General features: G+C 37.9%; 20 protein-coding genes and 2 other annotated features. Of the genes, 6 read left to right on the forward strand and 14 right to left on the reverse strand.

All coding sequences use genetic code 11. The features are described 5' to 3' along the window. Positions 1–60 precede the first annotated feature (60 nt). The 3 genes from MHI22_RS14330 to MHI22_RS14340 all read right to left on the reverse strand — a co-directional run bounded on the left by MHI22_RS14330 (position 61) and on the right by MHI22_RS14340 (position 2,289). Entirely contained in the window at positions 61–990 is a 930-nt protein-coding gene (locus MHI22_RS14330) for an IS3 family transposase (protein WP_340812689.1), read from the reverse strand. Further along, positions 888–1,445, reverse strand: a complete 558-nt coding sequence (locus MHI22_RS14335; RefSeq protein WP_141903571.1) for a helix-turn-helix domain-containing protein — start codon at positions 1,443–1,445, stop codon at positions 888–890. Before MHI22_RS14335 ends, MHI22_RS14330 begins: the two co-directional genes overlap by 103 nt. A 91-nt stretch (positions 1,446–1,536) precedes the next feature. After that, entirely contained in the window at positions 1,537–2,289 is a 753-nt protein-coding gene (locus tag MHI22_RS14340) for an HAD-IIB family hydrolase (RefSeq protein ID WP_340812290.1), read from the reverse strand. A 198-nt stretch (positions 2,290–2,487) separates the two neighbouring features. Continuing rightward, positions 2,488–2,726 (forward strand) — a binding site (T-box leader). Between the two features lie 91 nt (positions 2,727–2,817). On the opposite strand from MHI22_RS14340, the gene MHI22_RS14345 reads away from it, so the two are divergent. Then, a complete protein-coding gene (locus MHI22_RS14345) occupies positions 2,818–4,389 on the forward strand; it encodes a 2-isopropylmalate synthase (RefSeq protein ID WP_058843902.1) in 1,572 nt (523 codons plus the stop codon). A 107-nt stretch (positions 4,390–4,496) separates the two neighbouring features. On the opposite strand, the gene metG is transcribed toward MHI22_RS14345, so the two are convergent. The 4 genes from metG to rsgA form a co-directional block, all read right to left on the reverse strand. After that, positions 4,497–6,131 carry a methionine--tRNA ligase gene (metG, locus tag MHI22_RS14350; RefSeq protein ID WP_058843901.1) on the reverse strand — a complete coding sequence of 545 codons (1,635 nt, stop codon included), beginning with the start codon at positions 6,129–6,131 and terminating at the stop codon, positions 4,497–4,499. 58 nt (positions 6,132–6,189) lie between these two features. Beyond that, positions 6,190–6,451: a binding site (T-box leader), on the reverse strand. 96 nt (positions 6,452–6,547) lie between these two features. Continuing rightward, positions 6,548–7,195 (reverse strand): NIF family HAD-type phosphatase, encoded by a 648-nt coding sequence (locus tag MHI22_RS14355; protein WP_058843900.1) that lies wholly within the window; start codon positions 7,193–7,195, stop codon positions 6,548–6,550. A gap of 15 nt (positions 7,196–7,210) precedes the next feature. After that, the gene (gene fosM / locus MHI22_RS14360; RefSeq protein WP_330493689.1) at positions 7,211–7,636 is read right to left on the reverse strand and encodes a FosM family fosfomycin resistance protein; all 426 of its coding nucleotides are present in this window, start codon (positions 7,634–7,636) and stop codon (positions 7,211–7,213) included. 17 nt (positions 7,637–7,653) lie between these two features. Next, positions 7,654–8,724: a ribosome small subunit-dependent GTPase A gene (rsgA, locus tag MHI22_RS14365; RefSeq protein WP_058843898.1), complete on the reverse strand. Its 1,071-nt coding sequence runs from the start codon at positions 8,722–8,724 to the stop codon at positions 7,654–7,656. A gap of 402 nt (positions 8,725–9,126) precedes the next feature. Between rsgA and MHI22_RS14370 the strand changes: the two genes are divergently transcribed. After that, a complete protein-coding gene (locus MHI22_RS14370) occupies positions 9,127–10,209 on the forward strand; it encodes a type III polyketide synthase (RefSeq protein WP_036128609.1) in 1,083 nt (360 codons plus the stop codon). Position 10,210: 1 nt separating this feature from the next. Beyond that, positions 10,211–10,753: an isoprenylcysteine carboxyl methyltransferase family protein gene (locus MHI22_RS14375; RefSeq protein WP_058843897.1), complete on the forward strand. Its 543-nt coding sequence runs from the start codon at positions 10,211–10,213 to the stop codon at positions 10,751–10,753. Between the two features lie 19 nt (positions 10,754–10,772). Here the strand turns inward: MHI22_RS14375 and MHI22_RS14380 are convergent, their stop codons facing one another. Beyond that, positions 10,773–11,966 (reverse strand): GTP-binding protein, encoded by a 1,194-nt coding sequence (locus MHI22_RS14380; protein WP_058843896.1) that lies wholly within the window; start codon positions 11,964–11,966, stop codon positions 10,773–10,775. Positions 11,967–12,135: 169 nt separating this feature from the next. On the opposite strand from MHI22_RS14380, the gene rpmG reads away from it, so the two are divergent. Further along, positions 12,136–12,285, forward strand: a complete 150-nt coding sequence (gene rpmG / locus MHI22_RS14385; protein WP_036128616.1) for a 50S ribosomal protein L33 — start codon at positions 12,136–12,138, stop codon at positions 12,283–12,285. A gap of 336 nt (positions 12,286–12,621) precedes the next feature. Here the strand turns inward: rpmG and MHI22_RS14390 are convergent, their stop codons facing one another. The 4 genes from MHI22_RS14390 to MHI22_RS14405 form a co-directional block, all read right to left on the reverse strand. After that, positions 12,622–13,356: a hypothetical protein gene (locus MHI22_RS14390; protein WP_058843895.1), complete on the reverse strand. Its 735-nt coding sequence runs from the start codon at positions 13,354–13,356 to the stop codon at positions 12,622–12,624. Between the two features lie 11 nt (positions 13,357–13,367). Beyond that, entirely contained in the window at positions 13,368–13,649 is a 282-nt protein-coding gene (locus MHI22_RS14395; protein WP_340812293.1) for a hypothetical protein, read from the reverse strand. Then, the gene (locus MHI22_RS14400) at positions 13,642–14,214 is read right to left on the reverse strand and encodes a hypothetical protein (RefSeq protein WP_036128622.1); all 573 of its coding nucleotides are present in this window, start codon (positions 14,212–14,214) and stop codon (positions 13,642–13,644) included. The genes MHI22_RS14395 and MHI22_RS14400 overlap by 8 nt, the downstream gene beginning before the upstream one ends. Before the next feature lie 152 nt (positions 14,215–14,366). Further along, a complete protein-coding gene (locus MHI22_RS14405; protein WP_036128625.1) occupies positions 14,367–15,005 on the reverse strand; it encodes a hypothetical protein in 639 nt (212 codons plus the stop codon). Positions 15,006–15,240: 235 nt separating this feature from the next. Between MHI22_RS14405 and MHI22_RS14410 the strand changes: the two genes are divergently transcribed. Continuing rightward, a complete protein-coding gene (locus MHI22_RS14410; RefSeq protein WP_340812295.1) occupies positions 15,241–16,416 on the forward strand; it encodes a hypothetical protein in 1,176 nt (391 codons plus the stop codon). A gap of 167 nt (positions 16,417–16,583) precedes the next feature. Next, on the forward strand, positions 16,584–17,198 hold the full coding sequence (locus MHI22_RS14415; RefSeq protein ID WP_058843893.1) for an exosporium glycoprotein BclB-related protein: 615 nt from the start codon (positions 16,584–16,586) through the stop codon (positions 17,196–17,198). Positions 17,199–17,280: 82 nt separating this feature from the next. On the opposite strand, the gene MHI22_RS14420 is transcribed toward MHI22_RS14415, so the two are convergent. Beyond that, positions 17,281–17,793: a YfiT family bacillithiol transferase gene (locus MHI22_RS14420; protein ID WP_036128632.1), complete on the reverse strand. Its 513-nt coding sequence runs from the start codon at positions 17,791–17,793 to the stop codon at positions 17,281–17,283. A 79-nt stretch (positions 17,794–17,872) separates the two neighbouring features. Continuing rightward, positions 17,873–18,529 (reverse strand): hypothetical protein, encoded by a 657-nt coding sequence (locus tag MHI22_RS14425; protein ID WP_340812297.1) that lies wholly within the window; start codon positions 18,527–18,529, stop codon positions 17,873–17,875. Positions 18,530–18,743: the final 214 nt, after the last annotated feature.

Here is an 18,743-nt window from a genome sequence, read left to right on the forward strand (position 1 = left end):
ATAAAAACTGCTCATTTTCTGAAGGTTTAGGTAGTGACCCCTTAAAGTTAGAGTTTTTATTTATGCAGCTAATTGGCTGGCATGAGTTCGGTATTTTACCGGACTCATGCCGGCCAATTTTTGTTTAATACGTTCGTTGTTATAGTAGTGGATATATTTTTCAATTTTCTTTTTTAACACGTCATATGAGACTAATTCTTCCCCGTGATACATTTCTTGTTTGAGTAAGCCAAAGAAGTTTTCCATTGCTGCATTGTCTGCACACGTTGCTTTGCGAGACATGCTTTGGAAAATCTTGTTCTGCTTTAATGTTTTCACCCATTTATTATGTTGATAGTGCCAGCCTTGATCTGAATGGATTGTTGTTCGATATTCTGCACGTTCTCGAATGACTGGAAGGGCTTGTTTCAATGAGTCCAGCACAAAATCCATTGTAGGCCGTTTAGACATACTGAACCCAATAACCTCTCCGTTATATAAGTCCATAATTGGGCTCAGATATAGTTTTTCATCATCTGTACATTTGAATTCAGTTACGTCTGTCACCACTTTTTGTACGGCGTAATGCGTATAGAAACGGCGATTTAAACGATTTTTCGCCACTTTTCCAACCGTACCTTTATACGATTTATAGCGCGACTTGCGGACGAATTTCTCACATTTCAAATCTAATTCCTGCATAATGCGCTGTACTTTTTTGTGATTAATGATGTAGCCTTGCGCTTTTAACTCCGTATGTATACGACGATAGCCATATCGTCCTTCATGTTTCTTAAACGTCTCTAAAATCAACGTTTGCCATCCCTTATCTGGATCTTCCTGATGCAGTTGCTTGATGTGATAATGATACGTAGCTTCTGGAATATCTACACGCATTAAAATGTCTTTTAATCGGAATCCTTCTTCTTTGAGTTCAAAGGCAATGACTGCTTGTGCTTTCCGAGGAATGCTTCCGGGTTCTCTCGAAAAGCCTTCAACTTTTTTAAGTATGCCACCTCTAGACGAAGCAGTTCATTTTCACGTTCTAACTGCTCCTCACGTGACATTTCTTTTTCTTGTTTAGTTGGTTTTGATTTTTTCGACATAGATGGGCGCCCCTTTGCTTTTTCTTGCAGGCCCTCTATCCCTTCTTCCAGAAATTTTTGGTTCCATTTAGCGATTAAACGTGGATTGTTCATCTTAAATTGAATCGCTGTCTCTTGATAGGAAGCACCTGTTTGTTTCATAAAGTGTAATACATCTACTTTAAATTGAACAGAATAGACTTCCTTACTTCTTTTTCGTTTAATACCATTATTCCCATATGCTTTGTAGGCAGCTACCCATGTTCTAATTGCTGTATTAGATGGAATGGAATATTTTTTAGCTAATCGTTTAAGACCTATTTTTCCTGTTAAATACTCTTTCACAACCTTTAACTTAAATTCATCGCTATATTTTGCCATAAAAAAACACCCCAAAAGTTTTTTACTCTAACTTTTGGGGTGCAGCACCTTATTGCCTCTAGAAAATGAGCAGTTTTTTAGTTATATATTTCTATGTACTGTACTTTACACTTAGCATAAGAAGCATTTCAATGACGGCAGCTTCCTCGCTAGGAACTTGTAATGTAGCCATTTCACGTACCTGGTGCTCTCCTACACAGATACTTTCCTTCGCCTTCAAAAACATAGAAGCATCATTTGCATCATTTCCAAATGCAATAAACTCTCCTGCAGCAACACCCAATTTAGATAAGCCGTTCCATTTATCAATACCATTAGGACTTATATCCACAATATTTTCTGAAGCATGCTCATACAGACTCACCGGAAGCTTTTGTAGTTCAGACAATACAGCTTCTCGCTGTTCCCCTGGAAATAACACTACCTTTACAATGTCATGAATATCCTGCAATGCTACTTTTTTTGCCGCTTTTAAAGGATCTAGATTTCGATAAATTGGATGATCCTCACTTCCTGTATAAGCATAATCCCAATGACTATCTACTAGATATGGTAATTGAAAAGCGGTAATAATCTGCCGAATACCCTCCACTATTTTTGAAGCAAAAGCTGTCACCTCAATTGTTTCTCCATCACGAGCAACAAATGCCCCGTTACCACCTACCATTGGATATACTCTCATTGATTCTGGTAATACCGGTAATAGATCACGTATTGGTCTTGCAGAGGCAAACATCACTTCATGTCCATGCCGTCTACATGCTTCTAAAGCATTGATGATTCTTTCACTTAACGGTTTCCCTTTAAAACAAATAGTCCCATCTAAATCAAAGACAAATTTCATGGTGTTTCCTTCCTTTCATGGTGTTCAATTACTCCATTATTATCTCACAGAAATTACTATTTTTAGTGGTTTCCTATACATTTCACTAAATATCAAATGATTAATAAGATACACATCGTTTAAGACAGAATTAAAAAAATTTTTAGAATATTATTGACAGGAAGTTAATATCCAAGTATTATTGCTTTCAACAACACATTGCAGGCCAAGATTGGAAATAGTAAAAGTGATTGTGTACTTGTAGAGAGCCGATGGTTGGTGTAAATCGGTAGACACACATTTTGAACTCGTCCATGAGCTACTCCCTGAACATAGTAGTAAGGGATGTCGGTTTCCCCCGTTAACAGGATAGACAGTGATAGCTGTCGATAAGTGGACTTTTTCTGTAATGAGAAGGTCAATTAGAGTGGTACCGCGAGCATAAACTCGTCTCTATTTTTATATAGAGATGGGTTTTTTTATTTTTTTAATGACTTTGGCCTACGTGTAGATTTTAGATACTAATTACGACAAAAGGAGTGTTTGAGAATGGGAAGAAAAATTTGGGTGTTTGATACAACTTTACGTGATGGCGAGCAAGTGCCTGGTGCAAAGCTAAATCTATATGAAAAAGTAGAGATTGCACAGCAACTGAAAAAACTAGGGGTCGATATTATCGAAGCTGGATTCCCCGCTTCATCACAAGGTGATTTTGATGCTGTCAGGGCCGTAGCTGAAAAGGTCGGCAACACGAACGACATCATGATTACAGCATTAGCACGTGCAGTGAAGGCAGATATTAATGCCGTCTATAACGCTGTAAAATATGCAGAAAATCCAATGATTCACATGGTACTTGGAACATCCGACATTCATGTGGAGAAAAAATTCAGCAAATCAAAGGATCAAATTCTACAAATTGGTGTAGATGCTGTGAAGTACGCTAAATCATTATTGCCGCAAGTTCAATATTCCACAGAGGATGCGTCTCGTTCAGATTTTGAATATCTTTGGAAAACAATCGAAGCTGTTATGAAAGCTGGCGCAACTATGATTAATGTTCCTGATACGGTTGGCTTTGCAGAACCAGAAGAATTTGGAGAGATGATTTTTAAATTAAATGACCGTATGAAAAATTTAAACGATAGCGTTCTTCTAAGCGTTCATTGTCACAATGACCTAGGGATGGCAACGGCTAATACACTTGCTGCCATTAAAAATGGGGCGGATAAAGTGGAATGTACAATCAATGGTATCGGTGAACGTGCAGGTAATGCTGCATTAGAGGAAGTTGTCATGGCGCTAAAAACTCGTAGCTCCGTCTACAACGCTGAGACACGTATCAATACAAAAGAGATTATGAATACTTCACGCCTTGTTTCTAGCTTTATGGGTCTAGATGTCCAGGTCAATAAAGCTATTACGGGAGATAATGCGTTTGCGCATTCTTCTGGTATTCATCAGGATGGTTTGCTAAAATCTCGTGATGCTTATGAAATTGTTCACCCTGAAGACGTAGGTCTTGATGATATGGAGCTAGTACTAACAGCTCGCTCTGGTCGCCATGCAGTAAAAAATGCCCTTGAAAAATTAGGGTTTACTAATCTTTCTACAGATGAATTTGAAGGCATTTTTGAAGGCTTCTTAAAGCTAGCGGATGCGAAAAAGGAAGTATATGATCACGACTTATACGTTATTGTGGAAAGCTATTATGAAAAACATGATGCCAATAATAAAAATGCCACACATTATAGTGACCAATTCTTTGATATCGACGATCTACAAGTCGTCAGCAATACTAGCTTCCCTTCTGCAAGTGTGAAAGTTCGTAAAGGCGGCGAAGTATTTAAAGCAAGTGCAGTAGGCTCTGGCCCAATCGATGCCTTATATTCAGCCATTGCAGAAATTACAAACATAGATATAAAACTAGTGGAATACAATATCAATAGTGTTTCACGAGGCAAAGAGGCTTTAGGTAAGGTGAAAATTACGATTGAGTATGATGGCGAAAAGTATATTGCCAAAGCAGCTGATACAGATATTCTAAAGGCCAGTGCCTTAGCCTATATTAATGCTATCAATAGCATTGTTGTAGCAAAATTAACACCTGTGATGAATTAAATTGAATTGAAAAAAGCAGTATGTCGTATGTGAACTACCCCGTAAAAATTAGACATCAATCTATCTTTTTGGGGTTAGATCATATGAGTCATACTGCTTTTTCAAATCTAACGACTGTCCCTCACTAATTTTTGATACTCTTCTTCAATTCGTTCAATGTCAAGACGTTCAAACAAAGGAGCTACTGCTTGAATCATTTGAGGCAATTCTACTTGTTCATGCCACATCATTTCCTGTATGCCTAACATATTCCTTACCTTCTCTGCTGAAAATGGTAAGAAAGGATGCAGTAGCTGTCCTAAATTAGCAATAATATAGACACAGGTTGCTAGTGTACGATTACTAGCCTCCACATTTTCTTTTACTTGTTGCCATGGCTGTTGTACGTCAAAATAGCGATTAGCCCCTCGAATATACTCAAAAATGGCTTCTAACGCTTGTTTAAAATGCCCTCCTTCAATCAGCCTGCCCGCTTCATTAAACAGTTGAATGGTTTGTTTACGAATATTGCTATCTACTTCAGCCTGTGGCACCTGGCTGGCAAAGGATTTCTCAATAAACTTCAATGTACGATTGACAAAATTACCATAGGCACCGAGTAATTCACTATTATGACTGTAAATAAATTCTCGCCATGAAAAATCAGTATCACGGTTTTCTGGCGCATTCATCGTTAAGAAGTAGCGAATGGCGTCTGCGTCATAACGACTTAAAATATACGGAACCCACACAGCCCAATTTTGACTAGTTGATAATTTTCGTTTTTCTAATGTTAAATATTCGTTCGATACGATATGTGTTGGTAATGCTTGCGCCCCGATTCCCATTAAAATAGCTGGCCAAATAACCGTATGGAAAGGAATATTATCCTTCCCATGGACATAATACGAAATGGTCTCTTCATTCCATAAATCTTCAATCGCTATTTGATGCTCTTTTGCCCACTCTAGACTTGCTGATAGATAACCAGCTACTGCTTCAATCCATACATATATTTTTTTCCCTTCAAAGCCTGGCACTGGGACATCTATGCCGTTTGGTAAATCTCTTGTTACTGCTCGGTCAGGAACCCCTTCTGCCAAGTAACGCTCCGTTAAACCTAAAGCATTATCTCGCCAACGTTTATGGGCCTTCGCTTCTGCCACATAAGACTCCAATCTACCTTGAAATTGACTAAAGGTAAAATAAAAATGCTCTGTCTCACGAATAACAGGCTCATTGCCACATATTTTGCAACGTTTATCTATTAAATCCAGTGGGTCTAAGATTTCTGAGCAGTTATCACATTGATCTCCCCTTGCCTTTGCACCACAATTTGGGCAAATTCCCTCAACAAATCGATCGGGTAGAAATTGTTGATCTGTCTCACAGTAAGCCTGTTCAATTTTCTTTTTGTATAAAAGATTGTTAGCTAGTAGCTGTAAAAATAGGCCCTTTACGGATTCATGATGGTGTTCTGCATCTGTTCTAGTGTATAAATCATAGGTAAATCCTAAATCACGAAAGCACTGCGTAAATTCAGCATGATAGTGATTGGCAATGGCCTCTGTTGTTGTATTTTCTTGTGCTGCACGAATAGAAATAGGTGTACCATTACAATCACTGCCTGATACATATAAAACCTGCTCACCTTTTTGTCGGTAATATCTAGCCAAAATATCACCTGGTAATAGTGCGGCAACATGCCCTAAATGCAAAGAACCATTTGCATATGGCCAAGCGCCTCCAATAACAATTGTCATTCTAGTTTGCTCCCCTCACTAAAAAAATGGTAAAAAAAAAATCGTCCTAATCAAATCTGATTAGGACGAGTATACCCGTGTTACCACCTATATTTACAAATAGCTCACACTATTTGTCTCCATCAGTACGTCTCCATTCAAAATGAGAGATACTGCCGCTGTTGTAACGAGTGCCCATCTCGTCGTAATCTACTTGCTAAAAAGCTTTCGGTACGAAGCTCAAAGGTCATTTTCAAAAGGGTTCATTTACCTCATTTCCACCAACAGAGGCTCTCTACAAAATGCTGATCCAATTTACTTTTCCTTTTCAATGCTTTTCCTATAGGATTGGCACTATTTTACGCTTTCTAGTGATGAAATGCAATGATTGTCGTTAAATCAACTCTATTTTTCGATAAAGATTAAAATTTAAGCAATTAATTGAATGTGATGTTTAATAACGCTGTTAAATCATCTATTATAATGTCTGCCTTTTGCAATTCGTTATCCTGTGCAAAGCCAAAACGAACGCCTATCGACTGTAGTTGATTGTCATGTGCAGCCTGAATATCCGACGAACGATCTCCCACCACTACCCCGTTCTGGATTTCATTTTCTTCTACAACTCGTTTTACTAGATCTGATTTATGCCCACTTACAATAGATTGAATGCTGTAGATTCCCTTTATAAAACGCTCTAATTGATAGGTTTCAACAATCGCCTGTAAATAGTCAACCTGTCCATTACTCGCTATGTATAACGGATAATTCTCTGATAATGCTGCAAGAGTTTGTTCAGCATATGGATATAAAGCTCCCTGATGATTGCGTATTTGCTCAATCAGCTTTACATGGAATAAAACATTGCTCTCTTCACGTATCTCTATTGTATGCATAGGACATAATGTTTCCCACACAACAGGTAAAGGAACGCCCATTATTTCTCTGTATTTTTCTATCGGTGTTTCTCCTTGCCACAAGCCACTTGTCCGTAGCACATCAAATGTTGCGTCGAGCGCAGGCTCTAATATAAGATTTGTTTGAAATAACGTGCCATCCATATCAAAAATAAAAGCTTTATTCATAGAATCACTCCCTGATTAATTATCAAAAAACGTCATGTGAGGCTTTTCCTGCTGATAATAAGCCAAACGATCTTGCAAAGTTCCTGTATGAAATTCAAATTTATGACCATCTGGGTCTGTAAAGTAAATCGATTTTTTGTCCTTCTCATCTCTTTGACGCCCTGTTAAAATATTGACCTTTAATTGTAGCAATTTATCATACATTTTATTATAGTCATCCTCACAAATAGTAAAGGCGATGTGGGTATAGGAATGATGGATTTCATTCCGTGGTATATCCCTCTCTACATTCAGGGCGAGCCACAGCCCATTTACATCAAAATAGGCTGTGCTTTTCCCCTTTACTAGCAATTTAGCATCGAAAACATTTTCATAGAATGCGATGGATTCCTCTAAATTGGATACAGAAAATAGTAAATGATTAATATGTTGAATGGTCATAACTAAGCTCCTAATGCTTATTTTTTACCTTTTTTTATTCCTTTAGAAATCTGCTTCCATTTACGTTGCTCCTCAAGTTTCGCCTGTGCATTGGTTTTGCGTTCCATATAAGCTAATTCTCTTTGGAGCTTAAAGTAGCTTTGGAGGCGATATTGATCCAACTCTCCATCAACAATAGCTTGCTGGACAGCACAATAAGGCTCTTTTTGATGAGTACAATCACGATAACGACAAGCTGTTGCTAGTTCCTCAATATCTTGAAAGCTTGAAGCTAAACTATCACCTTGATCCCATAATTGAAGCTCACGCATCCCTGGTGTATCGATTAAACAGCCCCCATCTGGTAATATGACTAACTCTCGATGAGTAGTTGTATGACGACCCTTAGCATCTTCCTCACGAATACCAGCAACCTTCATCAGCATCTCCCCACACAAAGCATTTGTTAAGGTCGACTTCCCTGCCCCTGAAGAGCCTAGCAATGCCCCTGTCACTCCCTCCGTGAACAATGTCTTAATTTCCATTAAGCCTTCGCCCGATAAAGCACTCGTCACAAAAATATCTACACCAAATGCTACAGACTCAACTTCTTGTACCAAGCTTGCAGTATCCTCACATAAATCTGCCTTCGTCAGGACAATCACTGGCCTTGCCCCTGAATCCCAGGCAGCTACTAAATATCGCTCCAAACGTCGAATATTAAAATCAGCGTTCAAGCTCATAACAAGTAACACAATATCCACATTCGATGCCACAATTTGTTCTTGAATTTCCAGACCTGCAACTTTGCGTGAAAAGACAGATTTTCGTTGGAATAGCTGATGAATAATTGCTCGTTCCTCACCGGGCATTTTCTCTACTAGCACCCAATCACCAACTGCTGGATAGTCCTCCCGAGCTAAAGACGTATACGCATAATGACCAGCAATTGTCGCAAGCCATTCGCCCTCTTCAGCTAACACTCGGTAAGAATGCTTATGCTCCAATGTAACCCTCGCTGGCACACAATTCTTCAATTTAGGCTGTTTTTTCATTTCCATCATTTGCTCTTCAAAATACGTTGTAAAACCTACTGTTGTTAAATTCAATTTATTTTCCTCCTAAACGTACATATCCTTGACGCCTCAGCGCAATGTCTGTAATATCCGCCAGAGACTCTATCGTCATTCAGCATTTTTTGAACCACGAAAAAAACCTTGTAGCTGCAATTCGGCAGTTACAAGGTTTCACAGGCACGTTTAAAAGATACACAAATACCCCGAGTTATAGCACGGCGTCACTTTGTATATTTTAGGCGTGTGAAATGGAACAAACCGAATTGCAGTTCGCTAAAAATAGATCTATTCATCATGTCACATCACCTTCTTTCCATTTAGTTGTTATCAATATAGCTAAATTTTCAGAAATTGTCAATTATAATCTTATAAGCATTTATTCTAATCCTTGACGCATAGAATGAACAAGACCACTAAATGCGAGGAGATGTTGAATTGCCTAAAATCATTTCTATTAGCACACATCAACCACCTTACACATTACAGCAATCAAATGCAGAGGAACTAACGAAAGAGCTTTTCTATGCAAAAATCCCAAAACTAGAGCGCTACTTAAAGGTTTTTGAAAATGGTGGCATCGACACCCGCCATTTTTGTGTTCCATCAGAATGGCATCGTACGAATCACTCCTTTGAGGAACGCAATGATTTATATATTGAATTAGCTACACAATACAGCGTGAACGTCATCCAGGCATGTTTAGAAAATGATGCTTTTTTATCTTCACCCATTTCTCCCGAAGAGATTGATGCTATCATTTTTGTCAGTAGTACTGGCATTTCAACACCAAGCATTGATGCGCGTGTGATGAATAAACTTCCCTTTTCAGATCGACTGAAACGTATTCCACTATGGGGGTTAGGATGTGCTGGCGGAGCAGCAGGTGTAAGTAGAGCCTTTGATTTTTGTAAAGCCCATCCACATGCGAAGGTGCTTGTCGTTTGTGTCGAGTTATGTAGCCTCACTTTTCAGCCAAATGATTTTTCTAAAAGTAATTTAATCGGTGCTTCTCTTTTTGCAGATGGTGCTGCTTGTATTCTCGTTTGCGGAGACGATTTAACCATCGATACAAAAAAAACAACACCTTCTATTTTGGCAACAGGCTCTAAATGGATGCCAGATTCAGAAAATGTGATGGGTTGGAATGTAAAAAACAATGGACTTCATGTTATTTTTCAAAAAAGTATTCCTGCCATTATTACTAATTGGCTCGGACCATTCATTGAAAAATTTTTAATGGAACAAGGACTGTATAGTGAGCAACTTACTCATTTCATCGCTCATCCTGGAGGAAAAAAGGTTTTAAAAGCTTATGAAGATACACTTTATTTGTCTCCCCAAAAAACCGACATTTCTCGGGAAATATTGCGCCAACATGGCAATATGTCATCACCAACTGTGTTATATGTATTAGAGCAATTTATGCTACATGAAGGACAAGTGGAGGATACAGGTTTACTCGTCGCTCTTGGCCCTGGTTTTTGTGCAGAAGCTGTATTATTAAACTGGAGGGAGTAACATGATCTTCTATCTTATTTTAACTATTGTCATTCTACAAAGACTGACAGAGGTTGTCATTGCCAAACGCAATGAGAAATGGATGTTTTCACAAGGGGCCTATGAAGTAGGTGCCTCTCATTATCCCTATATGGTCACAATGCATGTTAGTTTTTTTCTGTTTTTAATTGTAGAAATCGTCACTAATAACAATGGTATCTCGCCCTTATTCCCATTATTTTTTATATTATTTATAGCTGTGCAAGCCTTAAGGATTTGGTGTATTCGCTCTTTGGGCTCCTTTTGGAATACAAAAATTCTTATATTACCTGATGCTCAAGTTGTCCGTAAAGGGCCATATGAATATATGCGTCATCCCAATTATGCGGTAGTTTGTTTGGAAATCCTTTTACTACCTCTCATGTTTCAGGCTTACTTTACAGCATTTTGTTTTACATTATTAAATATTACAATGCTTTCTGTACGAATTCCTATAGAAGAAAAAGCATTACGAGATGCTACTAATTATAATCGTGTATTTCAAAAGAAGATTTCGGAGTCTTAACCGAAATCTTCTTTTCTTCTTAATGCCATTCCCAGTTGAATGGGTCCTGTAGACGCTCCCAAGGATTATGGAACTCTTCATCCGTTAATAAACAGCTGTCCAATTGTTTGATTATATCTTCTCGATTTAAATCAATCCCAATAATAACAAGCTGTGTCATTCGATCTCCAAATTCCTCATCCCAATCCTCCAATACTTCAGGACTTTGCTGAAATACATCCTGCTGCTGTGCTTTAGGTAGGGCTGCTATCCAATAAGAAACAGGTTCAATTTTTGCAGATGACCCAGCCTGAGATAATAATAGTGCAACATCCTGATGTCTTGCACTCCAAACAATTCCCTTTGCTCGTACAATCGATTCTGGCATTTGATCACACCACTCAACAAAACGCATCGGATGGAAGGGTCTTTTGCTTTTATAGGTGAATGAAGATATTCCATACTCTTCTGTCTCTGGTGTATGATTTTCATGACCAAGCTCTAATTCCTTTAGCCAACCAGCCGACTCTGAAACCCGTTCAAAGTCAAAGCGACCTGTATTTAAAATATCTGCTGGATCAATCACACCGTTTGTTGTACGAATAAGTTTCGCTTCTGGTTGCAATGCACGCAAAATACGTTCTAACCGTTCAAGCTCCTCTGCCGATACTAAATCACACTTATTTAAGACCAGGACGTCACAAAATTCAATTTGATCAATGAGCAGATCCGCAACATCACGTTCATCTAATTCACCAACCGCTTCCTTACGCTCTAATAAGCTTTCTCCCGACTGAAAATCATGCCAAAAGCGATGTGCATCCACGACAGTAACCATTGTATCTAATTGGCAAAACTTCGTTAAATCGATGCCAAGCTCCTCATCTAAATAACTAAATGTTTGTGCAACTGGAATTGGCTCACTAATCCCCGTCGATTCAATCAAAATATAATCAATATTGCCAAGCTTCGCAAGACGTTCCACCTCCTGCAATAAATCCTCTCTTAATGTACAACAAATACAGCCATTGGATAGCTCTACAAATTTTTCCTCTGTACGCGATATACCGCTGCCATTAGCAATCAGCTCCGCATCAATATTAATTTCACTCATATCATTCACAATAACCGCGACACGTAAATCCTTGTTGTTTTGCAATACATGATTCATCATAGTTGTTTTACCAGAACCTAAATAACCACTCAATACTGTAACGGGAATTCTCTTTGTCATTATTACAACTCCTTAAATCGTAATCATTACTATTTACAATTTGTAATTAAATCATACAATATTGGAAAATGCAAAGCTTTTTATTACTTACAAAAATAAACTTGACAATATTCGGTGAGAAATATATCGTTTAAATCGTAACGATTACTATTTAAAAGGAGGGTCATACATGCGTGTTCAAATAACACTAGCCTGCACTGAAACAGGTGATAAAAACTATATAACGACTAAAAATAAACGCAATCACCCAGAAAGATTGGAGCTTAAAAAATACTCCCCTCGCCTGAAACGCGTAACAGTCCATAGAGAAACAAAATAATTTTGCAATGGGATAAATTTGGAGTAGTGCTGATGCATTTATTGAGTGGATTTCTCTATTGTTGGAGCAGGGGCAACATCGTATGTGCGAGGTTATCTAATCTTGGAGCAGATGGGGCTTTCTTTAACACCAGTTTCCACACTTTGAGAGCGCTGTTGGCAAACCTTTGAGCGACCTACTCTATTTTGAGAACGAAGTTTAGCTCTTCTCGAGCGGAGCTCAAGCAGCTTTCCCTTCCATCAAACGTAGCACCTCCAACATCCCTTCCAATCGAGCAACTAAAAAATGACTGTTTCAAAGGTATACATTTTGAAACAGTCATTATAAAATTTTCAGCTATACTTGCTTTCTATTGATTTCTAAAGCTAGCTCGTTCAATTTTTGATCTAATTCATCGAGCACCCTTAATCTGAAATTTATTTGTTCATCTATCTGGACTTGTTGCTTTATCGATGAGCTACTATCATCAGTTTGATTTTTGAATTCAACTAATTCATGGGTTAATCTTTCAATTTCTAAATTTTTCATCTCCAACTCTCTTAATAGTTGCTGTTGAAGGCTGTCCGCTTCTACTTTATCCCTATGATATGTTTCTAGCGCCTCTATAATATGCTTCATTTGTTTACCTGTTACTGTTGTATAGTCGCTTATTTTTTTATCTAGACCTTCAATAATAGCTTTATCATTTGTCTCAATCGAAGCTTTATGTGAGACTTGAACACTGTTCTTCAATGACTTATTTTCAGCTCGCAATTCGGCAACTTCCTTTAATAATGCTTCTATGGATGCAATTTGTTTTTTTCTTTGTCCTTCTCGTTTTTGAATTTCTTCATCGTAGGCTTGAAGCTCTTTGTCAAAGTCTCTTTTCAACTTTAATAGCTCCATCGAAAGATCTTTTCTTAGTCTTGTTAATTGTATATTTTCTCGTTCGAGCCGCAGAACTAAAGCATAATAATCACTATCTCTAAGCCTTTTCACTTCATTTTTATACTTGGCTAATTCGGCCCTTAAAAAAATAATCATTTGTTGGAGCTGTATCGGATCATTGTTTTTTACAATATCATTGTCCATCATCACACCCCCTAGCCAGAATACCTTTTTAGTAAATCAACCACCTCTTCAAACTGCATTCTACTTTCCTCTAGTATTTCATCCAACTGCTTTATCCACTCCGCTTCTTGTTGTGGATGTTGTGATTGTTCAGCATCACTCTTTTCGTCTAAGACAAGAGAGGCGATTAATAAATGTAATGTACTTTTTTCAAGAAATGCAAAGCTATTATCCTGTTCATTACGGCGACTTAGTTGCTCCTTCAATAATTGATGGAGCACACTACCAAACTCTTGTTTTTCATTTTCACTCATTGTCTTCCTCCTGTGTTTGGCCCATTCCATTGAGATTAATCGGATTTAAAACGACAATACCATCTGTAAGCTGATCGCAATATGTAAAACCCATAATAGTGCCTGAATATGGTAAATTATGTGACCATTTTATTTGAAAATTAGTAAATGAAATGGTTTCATTCGGTTCGATTATTGATTTTCCTACGGGTTTCAGCCAGTACTCCTCTTTGCTTAATTTATCGTTAAAACGTTCCCAGTTGCTCTGTCCCTGTGTCTTAAAATTTGGCGTAAAATTTTCATGAACATATCTCCCAGAAAAGTAAAATGGCGATTCCTTCGGTAATGTTATACACAGATAGGGGTTTGTAATGGCTGTACTACCGATATTGTGAATATGATAGGAGCCTAAACATAAACTTTCTTGTTCAGGGTCATAAGAAATATTGAACGAGGTTGTAAAATAACTAATGAGGTTGACTCTGTTTGGAATGGTCAGCCCCTCGACCAGCTGTTTAATTTCATAAACATAAGCGTTTGTTTGTTCTTTTAATTCCTGTATCTTGTCTTCTACACGATTTTTCACTCCGTACCTCCTTACTATTTTCCATCAATTGTGCCTAGGCGTAATGGTATCCAGATTATTTTGGAAATCTGCGACATCCGCTGACTTAAAATAAAAAAAAGAGAGGATTATCCTCTCTTCATGATATGACTTTCCTCTATTTGTTAGCACCGTTAACCTAAAGTTGGGAAAATAATAGGGCACTGTTGTGGACGAACTGCAGTTGGACATGAGAATGGTAAGTCTGCTCTTGGTTCGCAGAAAGTTGCTAAGAATTCCACAGTAACTGGGAATGTAGACTGAATGCTTTGACAAACGGCAACAGTAATTGTTAACGCAGAAAACGTAATTGTACCTGTTCCAGCTGCAAGTGTTCCAGTTGTACATACGAAGCAATCTAAATCTGTGTATAAGATTTCAACATCTGTACCTTTAGGAGCACATAATGTCACTTGCTCACAGCGAGAAACTGGAATTTCAGCACTTGTGAAAACAGTACCATTAGGTAAAGTAACGACAATCGTTAGAATGAAGTTCTTTTGAATATTTAAATGTTGCAGACAAACAGTTGATCCATCAATAGAGAATTGACGATTCTCACGGTTCAGGATCACAATTGGGTTTGTAGCAGCTGGAATTACTCTACATGTAACAATTGCACCAGTTAAGTCAGTCGTTGGTGTTACGCCTGGGAATGTAATTGCTCCAGTAGGAGAAATATCAAATGACATTTCTTTTACAATCCAGTCATATACCTTATCGACATTTATACAAATTAGTTCCTGCGCCTGGGATGGCATATGCTCTTGCATCCTTTTGACACCTCCATAAAATTTTTATCTTTCGTTTGTAGCATATGTTTTTCAGCTATAAGTGCATGGGCTAACAAATAGTTCCTTATGATATTTGTTAAAATCAGCAAAGGATCATTTTTTCACACACTTTCTTCTTTATAGGAAGACTAAAATGTTGAAAGGACCGGTATATTTGTAACAGAAAGTCAATATTTTTAATAAACTAATAATGGACTGAAAGGGGTGAACTACAATGGAAGAGTCAAAATTGTATACCACTCAAGAAATTGAAAAATTAAAGCAAAAAATTGAAACCTACAGAGAATCGTTAACTTCATTAAAGATGGGAACGTCAATTGAAGATTTCCTTTATATGCAGCAGGAGTTTGATGGACTGAAAACACAAATGGCCCATTTAGAAGGGATCACAGAGACATTAGATAGTAAACAAAATTCGTATATAAAAGGCTATGATGACCAAATAAAGCTTCTTTCAACACAGATTGAATCTTTGAATCAAACCATTGAAGGGATGAATCAAGAGATTTTAGCGGTTTTAAACAAATTATTAACAGTTGAAGAAAATGATACAACAACCATTCCTTCCTCCATTGAATTGCCTTCTCAAACTTCGGCTACTCTTTTACCTAGACAACCTAGAATGGCTCAGACAACAGATCAAACGACGATTACATCAGCACAGCCCTCTTATAGACTACTGCAAAGTTTGGCAGGTAAAGCTACAAACCACCAACTAAATGTAAATAATAGCGCTCCTTCTCCTGGCAATGATCTACAGGCAACTAAGCCTGAAGAGCGACATTTTAATCAACAATATTTTCAATCAATTAATACGCACCCAAGCCAAATATACAATGGTTTATACAGAAACACGACAGTTGAATCCACCTTCCATTTTAAAAATGCCACGGATGCAAAGGAAGTTCCAGTAAGTATTTATGACCCATCTGCTGTACAGCCTACTTCAAGTGATGAAAACATCGAGAATAATTCTTCTATTGTTCATGAATCGGTTAGCATTGGAACGGAAATAGTAGACGATCCTAGCGAGGTTATGCATTCTGAAAAAGAGGATAACAATCTTGAGTTTTCCCAAATATCTAAAGAATCGTTTGAACAAGTTATTTCGGAATTGCCTAGCGAGCCTGTTAGTCAAGATATTACAGCAATAGTTAGCGAACCTCTCGACCAAGTCATTTCAGAAACAATAGCTGACCCTGCTGACATTTATCATTCTCCTTCTTTAGAAACAGAGGAGTTTGTTGAAGTGTATCAAACCGGAGCAGCTTATGAGGTTCATTCGTCCCTTGAAGAGGAGAATACGCATCCTGAATCTGTAAATAAGCCGATTGAAGAAAATAAGAAGGGAAAGAACTCATTTTTCGATTTCTTTAAAAGATGGAGTTAACTTATTTATTTTTTACATCCACTATGTATTTACACACATAGTGGATGTCTTTTTGTTTCCAATAAAAACTGTCTTTTAAGAATTCATCGAATTTGTAGGTTTAGAAGATAATTGCCCTTAACCCCCAATCTGAACTGAATAGAATAATGAAGAAAGGGGGTGTAAAAATGTGTTTTAATAACTCAATGTGTGGCTGTTCAGGTAACGGTCATGGAAATGGTGAATGTAGTGCACTTGGACCTTTTGTAGCGATTGATGCAGCATGTATTACTCCACCAGTAGCAACAGGCTCACTCATCCCATTCGCTTCTGGAACAGTTCCGGTTATACTAGTATCACTTGCTACAGGTTTAGTGGATACAGTAAGCCTTGTGGGATTCGGTACATCTATTCCAGGCGTATCCCTTGCAGGTACTAATATCGATTTATCAGCATTAGTTGGAACAGAAGCTTTTTCTGTTTCTAGAGCAGGTTCCATTACATCTATTTCAGCTACATTCTCTGCAACTATTGGTGTAACTATAATAGGCTCGGCAACAGTTAGAGCACAAGTTTATCACGCGGTAGCAGGAAGCAATGTCTTCACTCCTACAACAGCATTTGTTGACTTAGCACCAGCTCTTTCAACAGTAGTTCTAGGTACTCTAGCAAGTGGTACAGCAAATGTTACTCCAGTACCAGTATCTGCAGGTGACCGTTTATTAATGGTGTTCTCCGCTACTTCGACAGGAGTAATTGCAACTCTTACTGGTAACGCTAGTGCAGGCATTACTATCGTATAAAATATACTATAAAGTTAAGCAAGCAAATAAGTGATTTCCAGTAACTAGGAAATCACTTATTTCTTTCACAAAATACTATTCTTTAGTTCGTCAAAGCATGCTGAATATGAGCCAAATGATGCTTACCGTGCCATGCATAGAGACCAATTGCATGTTCCAATGTTGTTAGCCCTGAATCAGGATGATGAAAGGCTCTTTGTAATTGTTCCTCCGTTAAGCTTGTCAGTAAATAAACCCAACGTTCATGTAAATTTTCAATTAAATTAAAAGAAGTTGCTACTGGCATTTCAGAATCTGGTAATTGTGCCCATTCCGCTTCATTATATGGCTTAATGGTTGGGACATCCTCTGTTAGCGCTAGCTTAAAACGGATATAGCTATTCATATGACTATCGGCAATATGATGGACTAGCTGTGTAACTGTCCAGCCATTTTCACGATAGGATTTAGCCAATGCATGCTCGCTTGCACCACTTAATGCTTCCGCCAGTTGTTTTGGTAATAAACGAATGTCTACAATCCATTCCTGTACTCGCTGTGGAGTCATTTCTTTTGGGAATTGAAATTGTCCAATAGGGTATCGTAGATCTGTCATAGTGCTATCTCCTCCGTTTCTATTCTCTTACTTTTCCATGGTACCATTAACAGTATTGCCTATTAAAATAGAAATTGTTTTATAACGTTACTTCCATTTGCTTCTTTACGACCTCAACCAAAGCCCTTAGTGGATGAATAATTGTTTGAGCGGTCTGCTCTTCAAATTGTCTTGCCGCATCCATCATTGAGAGCTGAGCTACGGAGATGGCCTTTTGCTCACTCATTAACTTATGTAGAGCTTGTGAAATAGCATCATTATAAGCTTTCTTTTTCCCTTGCATAATGAGATCAAATGTCCCCTTGATGATTTTTGCCTCAACATTTACTGATTTCCCCTGCTGCCTAGCATATTGGTGAAGTCTTGCCATCGTTCCTTCTACTGTCGCAGGATTTGTAAAAAGAATAATTTGAGGCTGTTGCACATTACATATGCTTTCAAAAAAAGGCTCGTCAATCTTTATAATGGGTATCGAGGCATTGAACACAGCCTCATTCTCTAATAAAGCAATATAATTTGTACACGTTATTAACATCGCATCCACATCACAGCTAATAATCCATTCTATTTGCTCCTTAACCTTATATGCTACACCATCACTACCTTTCGACACATGCTGTAAAACGCCAGGATCTACAAAATGAAGCAGCTCTAAATCTTCCTCACTTTGAAAAGCTTGCTCTATGTACTCTATATTTGAATGATGAGCATGCAAGCAGCCAAGTTTTTTCATCAATTGTCCCCCCTCTTTCCATTGCAGCTATAGCTAGCTGCTCTCCCATTTCTTCATTCGTTACAACATTACCCAACGAGCAGTATAATTCAATATTTCGTAGAACACTTATACATACTTTACACTAAATTCTTTTTTTGATTATATTAGTGCATATTCAATTGACTCTGTCGTTGCACTCAGTGTACTAGAGCTTTTTCGTACTCTTGCAAAGCCT

The sequence above is a fragment of the Lysinibacillus sp. FSL L8-0312 genome (assembly GCF_038003285.1).
Lineage (GTDB): Bacteria > Bacillota > Bacilli > Bacillales_A > Planococcaceae > Lysinibacillus > Lysinibacillus fusiformis_D.

What these genes read in the sequence shown, in the direction of transcription:
- MHI22_RS14345 (WP_058843902.1), top strand. Translation starts at nt 2,818, where the DNA reads ATGGGAAGAAAAATTTGGGTGTTTGATACAACTTTACGTGATGGCGAG.
- MHI22_RS14375 (WP_058843897.1), top strand. Translation starts at nt 10,211, where the DNA reads ATGATCTTCTATCTTATTTTAACTATTGTCATTCTACAAAGACTGACA.
- MHI22_RS14390 (WP_058843895.1), bottom strand. Translation starts at nt 13,356, where the DNA reads ATGGACAATGATATTGTAAAAAACAATGATCCGATACAGCTCCAACAA.
- MHI22_RS14380 (WP_058843896.1), bottom strand. Translation starts at nt 11,966, where the DNA reads ATGACAAAGAGAATTCCCGTTACAGTATTGAGTGGTTATTTAGGTTCT.
- MHI22_RS14410 (WP_340812295.1), top strand. Translation starts at nt 15,241, where the DNA reads ATGGAAGAGTCAAAATTGTATACCACTCAAGAAATTGAAAAATTAAAG.
- MHI22_RS14415 (WP_058843893.1), top strand. Translation starts at nt 16,584, where the DNA reads ATGTGTTTTAATAACTCAATGTGTGGCTGTTCAGGTAACGGTCATGGA.
- MHI22_RS14405 (WP_036128625.1), bottom strand. Translation starts at nt 15,005, where the DNA reads ATGCAAGAGCATATGCCATCCCAGGCGCAGGAACTAATTTGTATAAAT.
- fosM (WP_330493689.1), bottom strand. Translation starts at nt 7,636, where the DNA reads ATGACCATTCAACATATTAATCATTTACTATTTTCTGTATCCAATTTA.
- MHI22_RS14340 (WP_340812290.1), bottom strand. Translation starts at nt 2,289, where the DNA reads ATGAAATTTGTCTTTGATTTAGATGGGACTATTTGTTTTAAAGGGAAA.
- MHI22_RS14335 (WP_141903571.1), bottom strand. Translation starts at nt 1,445, where the DNA reads ATGGCAAAATATAGCGATGAATTTAAGTTAAAGGTTGTGAAAGAGTAT.
- rpmG (WP_036128616.1), top strand. Translation starts at nt 12,136, where the DNA reads ATGCGTGTTCAAATAACACTAGCCTGCACTGAAACAGGTGATAAAAAC.
- metG (WP_058843901.1), bottom strand. Translation starts at nt 6,131, where the DNA reads ATGACAATTGTTATTGGAGGCGCTTGGCCATATGCAAATGGTTCTTTG.
- MHI22_RS14395 (WP_340812293.1), bottom strand. Translation starts at nt 13,649, where the DNA reads ATGAGTGAAAATGAAAAACAAGAGTTTGGTAGTGTGCTCCATCAATTA.
- MHI22_RS14355 (WP_058843900.1), bottom strand. Translation starts at nt 7,195, where the DNA reads ATGAATAAAGCTTTTATTTTTGATATGGATGGCACGTTATTTCAAACA.
- MHI22_RS14420 (WP_036128632.1), bottom strand. Translation starts at nt 17,793, where the DNA reads ATGACAGATCTACGATACCCTATTGGACAATTTCAATTCCCAAAAGAA.